The 13,942-nt window shown below is 62.4% G+C and carries 13 protein-coding genes; 6 read left to right on the top strand and 7 right to left on the bottom strand.

All coding sequences use genetic code 11. The features are described 5' to 3' along the window. Positions 1-79 precede the first annotated feature (79 nt). Positions 80-751 carry a TetR family transcriptional regulator gene (locus tag LJE93_05050; protein MCG6948269.1) on the top strand — a complete coding sequence of 224 codons (672 nt, stop codon included), beginning with the start codon at positions 80-82 and terminating at the stop codon, positions 749-751. A gap of 52 nt (positions 752-803) precedes the next feature. Here LJE93_05050 and LJE93_05045 read toward each other — a convergent pair whose 3' ends face one another. Beyond that, complete coding sequence (locus LJE93_05045; GenBank protein ID MCG6948268.1) at positions 804-2,120, bottom strand: hypothetical protein; 1,317 nt, start codon at positions 2,118-2,120, stop codon at positions 804-806. 164 nt (positions 2,121-2,284) lie between these two features. Between LJE93_05045 and LJE93_05040 the strand changes: the two genes are divergently transcribed. Genes LJE93_05040 through LJE93_05030 form a run of 3 tightly spaced genes read left to right on the top strand, consistent with a single transcriptional unit; the run spans position 2,285 to position 5,423 of the window. Beyond that, positions 2,285-3,814 carry an MFS transporter gene (locus LJE93_05040; protein MCG6948267.1) on the top strand — a complete coding sequence of 510 codons (1,530 nt, stop codon included), beginning with the start codon at positions 2,285-2,287 and terminating at the stop codon, positions 3,812-3,814. Then, positions 3,811-4,173, top strand: coding sequence for a hypothetical protein (locus LJE93_05035; GenBank protein ID MCG6948266.1), 363 nt, complete (start codon positions 3,811-3,813; stop codon positions 4,171-4,173). The genes LJE93_05040 and LJE93_05035 overlap by 4 nt, the downstream gene beginning before the upstream one ends. Positions 4,174-4,220: 47 nt before the next feature. After that, complete coding sequence (locus LJE93_05030; GenBank protein ID MCG6948265.1) at positions 4,221-5,423, top strand: GGDEF domain-containing protein; 1,203 nt, start codon at positions 4,221-4,223, stop codon at positions 5,421-5,423. 140 nt (positions 5,424-5,563) lie between these two features. Here the strand turns inward: LJE93_05030 and LJE93_05025 are convergent, their stop codons facing one another. The 5 genes from LJE93_05025 to pheA are packed head-to-tail and all read right to left on the bottom strand — an operon-like array spanning position 5,564 to position 11,165. Further along, positions 5,564-6,463 (bottom strand): prenyltransferase, encoded by a 900-nt coding sequence (locus LJE93_05025; protein ID MCG6948264.1) that lies wholly within the window; start codon positions 6,461-6,463, stop codon positions 5,564-5,566. Continuing rightward, on the bottom strand, positions 6,463-8,202 hold the full coding sequence (locus LJE93_05020) for a phospholipid carrier-dependent glycosyltransferase (protein MCG6948263.1): 1,740 nt from the start codon (positions 8,200-8,202) through the stop codon (positions 6,463-6,465). The genes LJE93_05025 and LJE93_05020 overlap by 1 nt, the downstream gene beginning before the upstream one ends. A 42-nt stretch (positions 8,203-8,244) precedes the next feature. Further along, positions 8,245-9,150 (bottom strand): cation diffusion facilitator family transporter, encoded by a 906-nt coding sequence (locus LJE93_05015; protein MCG6948262.1) that lies wholly within the window; start codon positions 9,148-9,150, stop codon positions 8,245-8,247. Positions 9,151-9,180: 30 nt separating this feature from the next. Continuing rightward, positions 9,181-9,990, bottom strand: coding sequence for an MOSC domain-containing protein (locus tag LJE93_05010; GenBank protein ID MCG6948261.1), 810 nt, complete (start codon positions 9,988-9,990; stop codon positions 9,181-9,183). Continuing rightward, a complete protein-coding gene (pheA, locus tag LJE93_05005; GenBank protein MCG6948260.1) occupies positions 9,987-11,165 on the bottom strand; it encodes a prephenate dehydratase in 1,179 nt (392 codons plus the stop codon). The genes LJE93_05010 and pheA overlap by 4 nt, the downstream gene beginning before the upstream one ends. Positions 11,166-11,249: 84 nt before the next feature. On the opposite strand from pheA, the gene LJE93_05000 reads away from it, so the two are divergent. Together LJE93_05000 and LJE93_04995 are read left to right on the top strand one after the other, a co-directional pair. Continuing rightward, positions 11,250-11,879 carry a hypothetical protein gene (locus LJE93_05000; protein ID MCG6948259.1) on the top strand — a complete coding sequence of 210 codons (630 nt, stop codon included), beginning with the start codon at positions 11,250-11,252 and terminating at the stop codon, positions 11,877-11,879. A gap of 168 nt (positions 11,880-12,047) precedes the next feature. Then, the gene (locus tag LJE93_04995) at positions 12,048-12,335 is read left to right on the top strand and encodes an RNA-binding protein (GenBank protein ID MCG6948258.1); all 288 of its coding nucleotides are present in this window, start codon (positions 12,048-12,050) and stop codon (positions 12,333-12,335) included. Positions 12,336-12,499: 164 nt separating this feature from the next. On the opposite strand, the gene LJE93_04990 is transcribed toward LJE93_04995, so the two are convergent. Then, positions 12,500-13,942 (bottom strand): SDR family oxidoreductase (locus LJE93_04990; protein MCG6948257.1); only part of this gene is annotated, 1,443 nt, incomplete at its 5' end.

The following is a 13,942-nucleotide window of genomic DNA, read 5'->3' as shown; positions in this document are numbered from 1 at the left end:
TGGGGGGGATACTCCTCGTTTGAAAAATGACCAATAGTCGTTTATAAATGACTTATGGTCAGTTCAATCAAGAATCATCATGGGTAAACGCCGGGCCACCGGGGCGGTGGAAAAAGAAGCCCGCCGCCAACAGATCCTTGCATCCGCCGGCGAGCTCCTCCAAGGTTGGTCCTACGGCGACATCTCGATGGAGAGAATTGCCGAACGCGCCGGCATCGCCAAGGGAACTCTTTACCTCTACTTCCGAACCAAGGAGGAGCTCTTTCTCCGCCTCTTCGAGCAGCAACTCGGCACCTGGTACGCAGAGATCGAGGCCCTCGCCAGGGAGGACGCAGGAACCGTTCAAATCCCCGCCGCGGCCCGTGCCATCTCCTCGACGCTGGTCTCGAAAGCCACACTGGTTCGCCTCCACGGGCTTCTCCACTCCACCATCATTCCAAACATCGATCTCGAAACCACGACAGCGTTCCGGCATCGCCACCGTCGAATGATGTCCTCCCTGGCTCCCGCCATGGCCGAGCGTATTGAGAGCCTGAACGAGGCAGGTGCGCTTCGCCTCCTTGTTCGAATCGAAGCCGTTGTCGCAGGGCTGTCGTGGGCAGGAAGCCATCCTGCTTCAATCGACAGCTCTTTTTCGGTACCCGGTCTCGAGGTCTATCATTTCGATTTCGAACACGAGCTGACGGCGATCATCGTCGCCCTGTTGAATTTTGCGGTGGCGGGTCCTGCAGGCCAGCCGACCCGCAACTGAGCGCAATCAACCCAGATGTTCCAATGCCCGGGTGACCGTTGCGGCCCCCTTTTCAGTTTGCGAGACGGATCCCGAAACGGTTTTCATCGATCTCGATCTCATTCGGCAGGTGGAGCCCCTCGACCCACACGATCCACTGGCGACGGAGATCCTTGAGAAGACCCTTCGAGGCCCCGGACAGTGAGTGGGTGCTGTCGACGATCTCCGCCCGACCCCAGGGCGTGATCGGTTCACCGGCGACCCTCCACACGTAGAGCGGCACCTTGAGGGTCCTCAGGTACTCGCGCACAGCTACGGCGCCATAGTTGCCCGCCTCAAACCCATCCCCGCCCAGCACCAACACCACGGCGCGAGGACAGCCGTCACCCGCCGCCCGGAGCGCCGCCACGGCCACCGCATCGGGCAGTCGCTGTCCTGGTATCGCGGCTTCGTTGCTCACCAGGTGGGTGGCCAGCCACGGCAGCCCCCAGCGGTCGATATTGAAGGGTTGGAGAATCGGATAAAGTGCCAGGCCTCGGGTAAAGGCCGGGTTGGGAACGATCAGGTAAAATCTCTCTTTCTGAGACGGGATTTCCGATATGGCTCCGGGACCCTGCGCCATGTTGGAGAGCAATTTGTTGAACCTCATACGAGTCGTGTGCCGGCGCCGATCCAACTGGTAGCCGGTCCTGCGAAGAGCCGGCCATGCCGAATGATCACGCACGAAATAGACCCGCCCGCCCGGACGGTCCACGGCGGCAACACTGAGAACCTCGCCGCGCGCCCGGAGCAGTCCCCCGAGATCCCCGGCACGCAGATCTCGTCGCTTATCGACGGTCACCGGTACGGCAGTGAGCTCGGTGGCAATCCTGCCGCCGTAGGTGCCTCCGAACGTGACATCACGTCGAGCGGTGATCCCGTCCGGGTAATACGCTTCGGCGGAAACAAGGTGCATCTGCCGGCGATCGTACGGTGGCAGACGAAAACGTCCGTCACCCTCCTTCGGCAGCATCACACCGTCAAAGGTGGCAAAAACCGCGAGCGGCTCGAGCCGTTCGGCGCTCACAGTGATCACTCGCAACGACGTCGGCGCCTCTGGCGTTCCTTCCTCGAACACCAGCTCGACCTCCGCCTCCGGTCGAGGGAGGTTGATCACCTGAACCTCGCGGTCGACCTCTCGGCCGGATTCGTCCCGCGCGATCGCAACCAGTTCGTGAGGTCGCAAGCGCTGGCCGAAATCGGCTGTGACCTGCCAAGCCGGATCGGTCGCGACCCCGATGCTCTGTCCATCGAGCAGAATCTCGACCGACGCTACCGTCGGGTCGACCGCTACCCTGACCGGCTGCTCCCCGGTCATCAGCCAGAGGAATAAAGATACAAAGGTCACCATGAATCGACTCGCTTGGTCAATGTACGACATCGAGCCCGGAGGAGTTACCCGATTCGGGTGGTGATTTGTCACAAGAGAAGCCCGAGGTCTGGTCCTACACCAATTGACACCCGCATGCAGTCTCCGTACGGTGACGTGGCGCAGAGCGCGTTGGGAGACACCGAGTGACCGAGACACAGTCCGTCTGGCGACAATTCCCACAGTCCTTCTGGACCGCCAACGCAATGGAGATCTTCGAGCGCATGGGCTGGTACGGCTTCTACGCGGTATCCACCCTCTATCTCACCAACAGTGTTGCCGACGGCGGCCTCGGTTTCAGCTCTGAAGACCGCGGGGTGATTCAGGGGCTCGCAACCTTCTTCCTGTACCTCTTCCCGGCTGTCTTCGGCGCCCTTGCCGACCGTTTCGGCTACAAACGTATGTTCCTCGCTTCGGCGGTCGTAATGGCTCCGGCCTACATACTGCTCGCTGCACCGCGCACCTTCTGGGGATTTCTCTCGGTCTACTTCCTGGTGGCGGTCGGCCACGGGATGTTCAAGCCGGTCGTCATATCGACCGTTGTCAAGACAACCAACGAGGAAACCGGATCGATGGGATTCGGCATCTTTTACATGATGGTCAACATCGGGGGATTCATCGGCCCGATCGTCGCCGGCATTGTTCGCGGCTGGGATTGGAAGTACGTCTTCTGGGCTTCCGCCAGTTGGATCATCATCATGGGCCTCACCTGCATCGCCCTCTATAGGGAACCGCCTCGAGACGCCCAGGCAGAAAGCCAACGGAGTCTCAGGGAGGTCTTTTCCGGAATGATCGGCGTCGTGGGTAACGCCCGTTTCTTTGTGCTCGTCGCCGGCCTTCTGGTCATGTTGGTGATGGGGTCCAAATGGTGGAGCTTCCCGCTGGTGGGAGCGCTTGCAGCGACATGGCTCGGGTTCAACCTCCTCTTCGACATGGTGCTCCGGGCCGCAGGCAAAGATCAGTCGGCGCCGTGGCTGCTGCAGCCGATGAAGGTCGGGGAGGGACGTTATCTGATCTTCCTGCTCCTGATGGCCGGTTTCTGGACCTCTTTCAACCAGATCTTCATGACCCTGCCCGAGTACATCCGCGATTACATCGACACATCAGATCTGCTCGCCGCGTTGACCGGCTTCGCCAGCCTGGTCGGCGCCGATATCACGAACTGGAGCCGGGCCCTCCTCGAGAACGGTCAGATCAAGCCCGAGTACATCATCAACCTCAACGCTTTCGGCATCATCTGCTTCCAGGTTTTCATCGCCTATCTGGTGCGCCGCAGGTCGCCCCTCACCAGCATCATTCTCGGCGTTACAGTAACCGTTGTCAGCTTCCTGATCTACCTCGCCGGTGCGACCGGCTGGGTGGTGGTCGCGGCGGTTCTCGTGTTCTCGGTTGGCGAGATGCTGGCCAGTCCGCGCTCCAAGGAGTACGCGGGGCGTATCGCCCCCCCTGAAAAAGTCGGCATGTACATGGGTTACTTTTACTGGTGCGTCGCTCTTGGCAACCTGTTTGGAGGCCTTCTTTCGGGCCTCGCCTATCAGCACTACGGTCCATACGGAGTCGACCGGCCGGGTGTCATGTGGGTGCTGTTCGCGGGACTCGCCATCACGACGGCGATCGGGCTCTTGGTGTATAACAGATATGCGGTCCAGCAGCCTGCGCAAGGAGAAAACACGTGAAATCCTTCCTGACTCGGCTGTTCATCCTGGTAGTCCTGGCTGTGGGCGCGGCGTGGCTGTGGTCCAATCGCGACACCATTGCCGTGCTCTCGAACAACAACGTACGCATTCAGGGCGACTGGCACAAGGTCGAGATGGATTTCACCAACACCGACTCGTACAATTTCTCCGAGACCTTCATCAGCCTGAACGGCGAGGAATGGGCCAGCTACAAGCTGCTCAGAGGCTCGCGCATCGAGGTCACGACCGAAGGCGGAAAATCCACCGTCTACGATCTCGAGTTTCCGGATGATGAGAACATGTTGTGGTCGACCCGCACCGGCGACACCTATCTCGTTCGGATGCGTTGGCGGCGCTGAACCCGCATTTTTCCTGAAGCCTCCACTATCGAACTTACAATTGAATGATGAGGGGCGCCGGCAAGATCACGATGGTCGTTGGGGGTCTGCCGGTTCTGGCGGCCTGGATCGCTGGCATCTCCGGCCTGCCGGAGGCGCAACGACCGATAACCAACGTGCTCGCCGAGTTCCTCGCGGTTCTCCTGCTGGTTCTCGGGTGGAGGTTCCGGCGTGGTCGGCTGGTGATCGCCGCACTCGCCGTCGCGCTCGCGAACTTCCTCTCCCGCGGCCCGTTGGCAGACCCGTCTTCGGAGGTCGGCCTCGCCACCCTGTCGTTCTTCTTGCCGATCACTCTGGCGCTGCTCTCGCTGCTTCCAGAGCAACCGATCACCGGGCCAACGATCCTCCTTCTGGCAGCGATTGTCGTTCTCCAGGCGGTCCTCGTCGGACAGGTCGCCGGTTTGGTGCCTTCGGAAGCGGGTAACAGCCTTGTCCGAAGCATCGGTGAGCTCCTCACATCGCCCGATTTCTCACGACTCGTTTTTCTGATAGCTGGCGCATTCATCGCCCTGGCTTTCGCGGCCCGCCGCACCACTTTCGAGGGTTCGCTGCTGTGGGTGATCGTGGCTGCTTCCATCGCCCTGCTCTCCTGGAGAGGACCCCACGCAGCGACCCTCGGCTTCACCGCCGCACAGCTCGTGCTGCTGACCGGACTGGTCGAGGATTCCTATCGCCTCGCCTATCACGACGAGCTCACCGGCCTTCCCGGAAGACGAGCGCTGGAGGAAGCGCTCCGCACTCTCAACGGCGACTACACGATTGCGATGGCCGATGTCGACCATTTCAAACGATTCAACGATCGCCACGGCCACGCCGCGGGAGACCAGGCGTTGCGCATGGTCGCGACCGAGTTGCAGAAGGTCGGTGGCGGCGGAAAGGCCTATCGCTACGGCGGTGAGGAGTTCGCGATCGTCTTCCCGGGCACCAAACCGTCGGGCGCCGCGGATCCGCTCGAGAACGTACGGGAAGCGATCGCCAACCGGCGTTTCGCCCTTCGGGGGCCCAACCGCCCACGAAAGAAACCCGATCCTCCGCGCAAACAGAGTCGATCTCCGAAGCTGATCAACGTATCTGTGAGCATCGGTTTTGCCGGACCTTCCGCCCGGGCGGTCGGCACAGAGGCAGTTCTACAAGCGGCCGACAGAGCCCTGTATCGGGCCAAGAGCAAGGGGAGGAATCGGGTGGTGCGGTACGGGGTCAGGAGCGCGTAGCCTTCGGCAGTTTTGAGTTGTGAGTTTTGAGTTGAGAGTTCCCACCCACCCTCCCGGTCCCATTGGGACGGGCAGGAAGTACTCTCCACTCTCCACTCTCAACTCTCAACTCTCAACTCTTAACTCTTAACTCTTAACTCTTAACTCCGAAAAAGTATCGCCACAACCAGAGCCAACGCCAAGAGCGTGTTCGTCGCCAGATTCCATACGACATTCGCGCCGAGGGCAGGAATGGGCACCGACTGCGACGGATCGGTGAAGGCCCACTTGAGCGGCTTGGTCAATAGAAGTGACGGCAAAGCCGCGGTCAAGCACATCGGCGGAAGAATACCGACGACCACCGCACTCGCGACCGAAGCGGGCGTTGCACACCCCGCGAGAGCGTAGATCCGGGCCGCCGACTTCCTCCCGAAGAGAATCACGAGGTTTCGCCGCCCGCCTTTGCGGTCGGCCTCCTCATCAGGGAATTCGTTCAGGAGAAGCAGATTGAACGTCATGAAGAATGCTGGAATCGACGCAGCAACGGCAGCGTGACTCCACCCTCCGCCCTGCACGAGTGCACTGCCGATCACCGGTCCCGCACCGAGTCCGAAGCCGGCCGCCAGTTCGCCGATCCCGATCCGCGCCAAAAAATCGGTGTAAGCGAGCACGGACACCGCCCCCGCAATCATCAGCGGCACCAGCACCCACCCGACTTTCGACACGAACCACAACCCGATGGCGAGCCCGACGCTGCTGCAGACCAGGCCGAAGACCAGGGCTGTCCGCAGGCTCATACCGCTGGCCGGCAGAGTCCCACTGCCGCCGGAGAACGGCGTGCGCTCGGTCTCGAGGTCGATCCCGGTGCGCATGTCGCTCCACTCGTTGAAAATATTGACCGCCATGTGCAGAGCCACCAGACCTACAGCGGCAAGGAAGGTTCGCGTCCAGGAGAATGCTCCGTCCCAAGCGGCCGCCGCAGCACCCGAAGCAACCAGCGTCGGGGGCAGTAGCAGAAAAGGGGCACGAGCCACGCTCGCAAACTCTCTGATTCCAGGCATCAATTCACCACCGTTTCTCGGCCGGGCGGTTCGCTGGCCGACCCGGTCTCTCGGCTGCAATCCGGACCATAGACCATCCAGCGTCGGTTTTTGGTCAACTGCTGCCAACCTGCCGCCTCGGCCGCTTTCCGGAGATCTGGCTTCTTGACGCCGAAAAGGAAGAACTGCGGCCCGTTGCAGGCCGCCATTTCCCGCCACGCAGAAGCCAGCGGCCGAATCACACCCGCTTCGTCGAAGTATGCCTCCGCGTGACCAAGGATGTAGTTGCTCCGAAGCTCATTACCGTCAATCGACGCCACTGGGATGGGCCTCTCCAGATAAAACGACATCCCAGGTGCGTAGCTCTCGATCCACAGCAGTTGGGTGAGCGGTGTCAGGTGATCCTCGATTGCCGCCGCCAGACCTCGTGTCGATCGACTCGCCGCCACCTCCTTCATCAGAACGGAGCTGGCAACTGGGAGCATCATCAGCGGAAATGCCAAGCCAATAACCGCCAGAGAATACCGCGCGACAGAACCGAACCCGGCCACACACGCCCCAACCAGTGCCACCACACCGAAGAAAATCGCCGTCCGCGAAGCCACCGCAGCTGAAACCCGCGAGGTATCGAGACCCGGCATTCCGAGAGAGGCATATAACAATGCCGCCAGGCCGAGAAGTGCCCACGCCGATGCGGCCACGCGAACCCCTCTCTGGCGATCCGACCACTGGCCTGAGATCAGGAGCGCCACCGCAGGTATCAGGGGGAGCACGTATTGCTCCTGTTTGCCGCGCGCAAGAGAGAAAAACACGAGCGGTAACACAATCCACAACCACAGATAGAGGCGGATCCAACGGTCGTCAGGGTCGTCCGGAATCAAATTCGCTCGCAGATTCGACAGCACGAGGAACGACCACGGGAAGGCACCGAACAACAGGACCGGTACGAAGAACCAGAAAGGCTCTGTCCGACCGAGTTCATCCGTAGTCATTCTCGCCCACGTCTCGGTAACGACGACATACCTGAAGAAATCCGGAACCTCCCGCAAGACGGCCCACACCCACGGCAGAACGATGATCAACATCGTCACAAAACCGAACGGGTGCCACACGGTACGCAGGGAGCGTCTTCGAATGCCGTAGACGGTCGCTGCAAGAAGTGGAACCGCAATCGCAACCGGACCTTTGGTCAGCACGCCGAGCCCCATTGCCGCCCACGCGACCAGGGTCCAGTACATCGAGGTCCGGCCGCCCGCTGCCAATTCCTCAGCGCCGTTTCGTTTCTCGATTGCGATGAAAAAAGCCATGAGGGCGAGGGCCACGAAAAAGCTCAACATCGAGTCCATGATCACGACCCGCGACAGACCGAGCGCGAGCGGTGCGGTGGCGGCCGCAGTGGCGGCCACCACAGCCGCGTCGAGGCCCCATCGTCGATAGGCGAACCCCCCAACGAGGGCTGCCGTCGCCAGGCCGAACATGAGGGACACACTTCGTGCAGCGAGCTCGGTCGGACCCATGAACTCGACCATCCCGGCGACCGCGGCAAAATAGAGAACTGGCTTGTCCAGATACGGCAGCCCGTTGAGGTGCGGCAACACGTAATTGTCGGTCGCCGCCATTTCGCGTGCGACCTCGGCGTTGCGGCCCTCGTCAGGCTCGATCAGGCCGTATCCACCAATCCCGAAGGAGACCGCCAGGGCAACAACGGTAAGCCACACAACCGCGCCCGACGCTGAAAATCCCAGACCACTCGATTTCATGGTGGCACCTGATGATGACGAGCCCACCCAGCCCGAACCCCTTCAGCTCCCGGTCGGCAGCTTGTGCGGTTCAATCTGGACCACTGCGTCCGTCACGTCAGGACCGTTCTCGAGCAGCTTCCTGCGCACCGCAACCGCGATCGAGTGACCCTCGCCGACGCTGAGCCCGCCATCCACCTCCACGTGCAGATCCACCGCCAGCTCCGATCCGACGTACCGGGTGCGCACAGCGTGGGCGTCTTCCACGCCGTCGACCTCCAAAGCAAGCTCTTCGATGCGTTTCCGAGCGGCTGTCGGCGCCCCGGTGTCAACCAGTTGGTCCAGCGCGGGACGAAGAATGCGCCACGACGCCTGCAGGATCAGGAGGCACACAACCACCGCACCGACCCTGTCGACCACGGCCCACTCCGGATCGATCAGAGCCACCCCAACCGCCACCGCCGCGGGTATCGAGGAGATCGCGTCCGATCGATGGTGCCACGCGTTGGCCACCAGAGCCGGTGACTTCACTTCGCGTCCGACCCTGGCGGTCCATCGGTACAGAACTTCCTTGATCGCTATCGAGGCCAGTGACACGCCCAGTGCCACGCCTGAGGGAACGATCAGGACATCGCTGCGCAGACCCCGGATGGCGTGCGCACCCATGCCGACAGCCACCGCACCGACGACCAGGCCGATCGCCACCGTAATCAGGGTCTCGATCCGCCCGTGGCCGTGCGGATGGTCCTCGTCGGCGGGCGCCGTCCAATATTTGACACCGAGGATTACCGCAACATCGGTCACCGAATCGGTCAAGCTGTGAAGGGCGTCGGCGAGCACCGCCTGGCTGTTACCGGCGATGCCGGCGGCCGCCTTGCCGGCCGCCAATGCCAGATTGCAGAGCAGACCGACCCAACCCACCTGAGACACCCTTGCTGATCTCGATGCCATTATGGTCTGCTCTTGCATGTAGTCATTGTAGCAACTGTCGCAGGTTGATCATCGGTTTCGGATATCGGCGAGTATCTCCACCGGGTCGCCAAGCCGGACGATCCCCGAACCCCGGTGCACCAGGTTCTGGCCGAAGAGCACCTGGCCGTCCCGCGTCCGATAGGTCGAGAGTGTTCGTAAGGGCTCCCGGCCCCGTTCCCCGGTCGCCTGATCGACGGTCGTGATGACACAGCGGGCACACGGTTTCGCGACCTTGAACTCCACCTCACCGACGCGGACCTGATCCCACCGGTCCTCGGCGTGGGGTTCACAGCCATCCACCACAATGTTCGCCCGGAATCGATCGATGGGCACCGGAAGCGACAATCGACGGTTGAGGCCGTCATGCGATGCCTGTGAAAGGAGGAGAAACGGAAAGCCGTCTGCAAAGGAAACGCGATCTCCTGGCTGGGCCGCAGGTGAGCTCAGCGGCCGCGCATCGTCGTCGGCCAGCCGCACGAGTCGAGCGGAAACACCGAGGTGTTCGGAGAACCAACGAGCAGCCTTTTCACCCTCGTCGACGGCTTCGCAGACGTCGTCCCACACGGTGACTCGACTGCTCCGCCGCGGTTCTTCGCCGAACCCCACCTCGAACGCCGGGAGACCCGGGGCCGCCAGGCTGAGCCGGTCCTCTCCAACCCGGACTTTGACCAGCGCCATTCGCGGATATTCGCGTTGGCTGAGAAACGAACCGTCTCCACCGACGAGCATCCACCGCCGGTCGTGCTCGAAACCGGTAGCGCCCACCCGGGCTTCGCCCACCTCGACGCCACGACACGATTTGATCGGGTAAATGAAAAGTCGGCTGACGCGGATCACACGCCGTCCTCCGAGAATCTATCAACCGATCCGTCGGCCGTGGTGCGCGCAGGGTAACTCCCCAGGACCCTCAGATACGGGCACTCGCGCCGAAGCTCGGCGACGGCCAGTCTCGTGCTCTCCGACCCCACGAATCCCTCGATGTCGGCGTAGAAGAGGTACTCCCAGGGGCGCTGCGGGACGGGCCGTGATTCGAGCTTGGTCAGGTTCACTCCGTGTTCGGCGAGAATCTGAAGACAGTGGGCCAGCGCTCCCTCCCTGTGAGGGGTCGTGAACACCAGCGAGGTCTTTGCCGGAATGCGCGGGTCGAGCTCGATCTCGAGGCCCGAAATGACGACGAATCGCGTCCAGTTCTCCTCCTGATCCGCAATTCCGTCGCGAAGCGCCGTCAGGCCGTAGATCTCTCCGGCCTCGGCACTGGCGATGGCAGCTTGCGACAGATCATCGGAGCCGCTCACCTCTCGAGCCGCGGCGGCAGTGTCCACGAATGCCACCAGTTCGACGCCCTCCAACGACCCGAGGAAGCGCGAGCACTGGGTCAGCGCCTGCGGGTGGGACAGCACGCGTCGCAGGCCCTCCTCTTTCGCACCCGGTAGCCCGAGAAGCCGGTGGCGCACGTGAAGCACCTCTTCACCAACAATCGAGAGAGCCGTCTGGCGCAGCAGATCGTAGGTCTGGTTGATGGAGCCTGCGGTGGTGTTCTCCACCGGCAGGAATGCATAGCCCACCTCTCCGCTTTCGGCCAGGGTCAACGCCTCGGAAAACGTCCGCGTGCCGACGAACTCCATGCCCTCGGACCGCACAGCGAAGTACTTTCGAGCTGCCAGCTGACTGTAGGACCCCTCGATACCCTGAAATGCGACCCGGTGCGCCCCGCGAGCAGAGCGCTCCACCTGCTCGCGCTTGAGCAGCGCTTCCTCCTGCGCCTTGAGCGACATGGCGATGATCTCGCGGTAGATCTCGTGGGTCCGGAAACCGTCGAGCCCGAGCTCTCTGGCCCAGCCCTCGACCCGCTCCAGGAGCTCCGACTCGCGGTCGTGGTCACGGAGAAAGGACAGGCCCGTGGCCTTGACCCGCGCAATCTCTGCCACCGTCTTCAGCCGGTCGCCGAGCGCCTCGAGCAGGCGCCGGTCAACCTCGTCCAGCTTGCCGCGAAGTCTCTCGAGATCATTCATGGCGATGCATTGTAGCCCGAGGAAGCGCGATCGGTACTGCGGAGCCCCTTGACACCGACCACCGGTTACACTGATGTTCGTGACATGGATCCGGCAACGATGCACATCGCCCTGGTCGCAGCCGTCGTGACGGCCGGTCTCACACTCGCCGGCTTTCTGCTCCTGAGAAAGGGGCAGCGGCGGGCCGAGCTCCTGGGCCCTGCATTCGAGCTCGGCACATCGCGGCACGGCGGGTTTCTTCGCGGCGCGGTCGACGGCATGTACCGAGGATATTCGTGCCGTTACCTGATTCAGTATCCCTCGCAGTACGACCGCGGAGGCGCCACCCTGAAGATGTCGATTGCCGCTCCGGGCCGCTGGACCGCCGAGATCGAAAAACCCGGCAGCCGGCTGCTGGCCAAAATCGGCCTCGTCAAGGATTTCGAGATCAGTGATCGCGAGCTCGATGCGCTCCTCCGCTTTGCCGGCAGCGATGAAGGCAGCCTGCGATCGCTCTTCGGTACTGAGTCCGTGCGCAAAGCGTTACGCGCCCTTGCCACAAGTGAGAATTTCGAGAGCGTTCACGTCCATCCGAATCGGATCGACATCCGGTGGTCACCGCGCGTGCGACGCCTCGACGAGAACCCGGACGCCTTGCGAACGCGCCTCGAGCTCGTCACGACTCTCCTGACGGCATGCGGCTACCCGCCGGCCACCACCGCGACAACCCCGTGATTGCTGCCAGCGTGGCTAGCGACATCTCGGCCGAAAACCCGCAATTCCCATGTATATTGGTGCGCCTTTGTGGATGCCAGCGGGGCGTCCGGCGAAACGGCAAAATGGAAGATTTGCCGAAACCGAGCGACGGAGGGGCGGCGAAGCCCCGAAAGGAAAACGGGAGCGATGAGCAAGAAACTGTTCGTAGGAAGTCTGAGCTGGGATACAACCAACGAAGGGCTGCACGAGGCTTTCGCGCAGTTCGGCGAGGTCACCGAGGCCAAGGTGATCACGGACCGCGACACCGGCCGCTCGCGTGGTTTCGGGTTCGTTACCTTCTCCGATGACGAGGCTGCCGACAAGGCGATATCGGCGATGAACGGCTTTCAGCTGGACGGCCGACCGATCCGGGTCGACGTGGCCCAGGACCGGCGTGGTGGCGGTGGTGGCGGCGGCCACCGCGGCGGTTGGTAAATAGCCTCGCCCGCCAAGGCGATCCATCGACCCCCTCCCACGTGGAGGGGGTTTTTTGGTGCCCGTGACCTTTCCCGACCTCCTCGGGAGGCAACCAGACGGTCTTTCTCATTCCGAAGACGTGAGTCACCCCCGCCTCTGCGGGCCTTCACCTGGCCGCGCACTCAACTCGAGACACGGGGGTCACCGGAATTGGCGGCAGCCCGCTTCTCTGCCGCGCGACGAATGCCGTCGATCATCCCGCGAAAGACGATGCCGTGGAAGGGCAACACGGAATACCAGTACAACACCCCCGTCAGGCCCTTTGGTGTGAAGCGAGCAGTCTGCTCGAGCACGGTCATGCCAGGCCGGTACTCCATCGGCCACATTCGAAATTCCAGGATGGCCTCTCCGGGGACCTTCATTTCGGCGCGCAGGATCAAAGAGCGGTTGGGCTCAATCTCGGTGACACGCCAGAAATCGAGAGCATCTCCGTGTCGAATCTGATCAGGACTCCTTCGGCCCCGATCGAGCCCCGGTCCGCCTATCACCCGATCCATGAGTCCGCGAAGCCTCCACAGGGAATCCGCCGCATACCAGCCGTGGCGACCGCCGATCCTGCAGACGCTGCGGAACAGGTCTTCCGCTGACGCGACGACCTCGGTTTCTTCTCGATGCACGAATACGGTCCCCCCTGCCCAGTCAGGGTCGCCTGAAATCAGCCCAGCGTCGGTCCACGAGGTCTCCACCGCACCCGCGGCCACCTTACCGAGCGCATCGTCAATCGACTCGCGAACACCGAGCAGCCGCTGCGGCATCGAACGTTGGGCGCTTTCGTCGCGGCACACCGCTCCGATCTGGAGACCGTCCGCGAGGGGCAACGCAGTTCCATAGCTCACCGGCGTCACGAGATGAATCCAGAGGGCAGCCATTCGCGCGGTCATCAGCGGGACCGGCAGGACAGGCCGGCGAGGAAGGCCCAGGGCCTTCGCCATGTGCTGTATCACCTCTCTGTAGGGAACGACTTTGGGTCCACCGATGTCGAATGAACATGATGCCGACGGCGCACGTTCCAGAGCCGACACGAGGTATTGAAGGACGTTGCGAACAGCAATCGGCTGGCATGGATGGCCTACCCAGCTTGGCGCGACCATCACCGGTTGCCGTTCGACCAGGTAGCGCAGAATCTCGAACGACGCGGAACCCGCGCCGATGATTGTGCCCGCGCGAAGGACCGTTACCGGAGTTGGGCCCGACCTGAGTGCAGCCTCCACTTCCGTGCGCGAGCGCAAGCGTGCGCTCGCATGCTCACGAGCCTCCGCGAGTCCACCGAGATAGATAACCCGCTCACACCCGGCTCGAGCGGCGGCTTGCGCGAAACAATATGCGAGCTCCTCGTCCTGGGTGGTCTGGCTCTCTCGTCGAACTACCATCGAGTGCGCGAGGTGGTAGGCGGCGCTGCAACCGAGCATCTGTTTCCCGAGCGTTTCGGTGTTCACCAGGTCACCGGCGACGATCTCAACCTTCGGTTCGGAGGCCCAGCCTCTGTCCTTCAACTTCTTCGGGCTCCGCGCCAGACATCTGACTCGATAGCCCGATTCGAGCAGAAAGGGGACCAGCCGGCCTCC

This window comes from Acidobacteriota bacterium, assembly GCA_022340665.1.
GTDB lineage: Bacteria > Acidobacteriota > Thermoanaerobaculia > Thermoanaerobaculales > Sulfomarinibacteraceae > Sulfomarinibacter.
The sequence above is the reverse complement of the archived record's forward strand: the minus strand, read 5'-3'. Positions and strand labels throughout refer to the sequence as shown.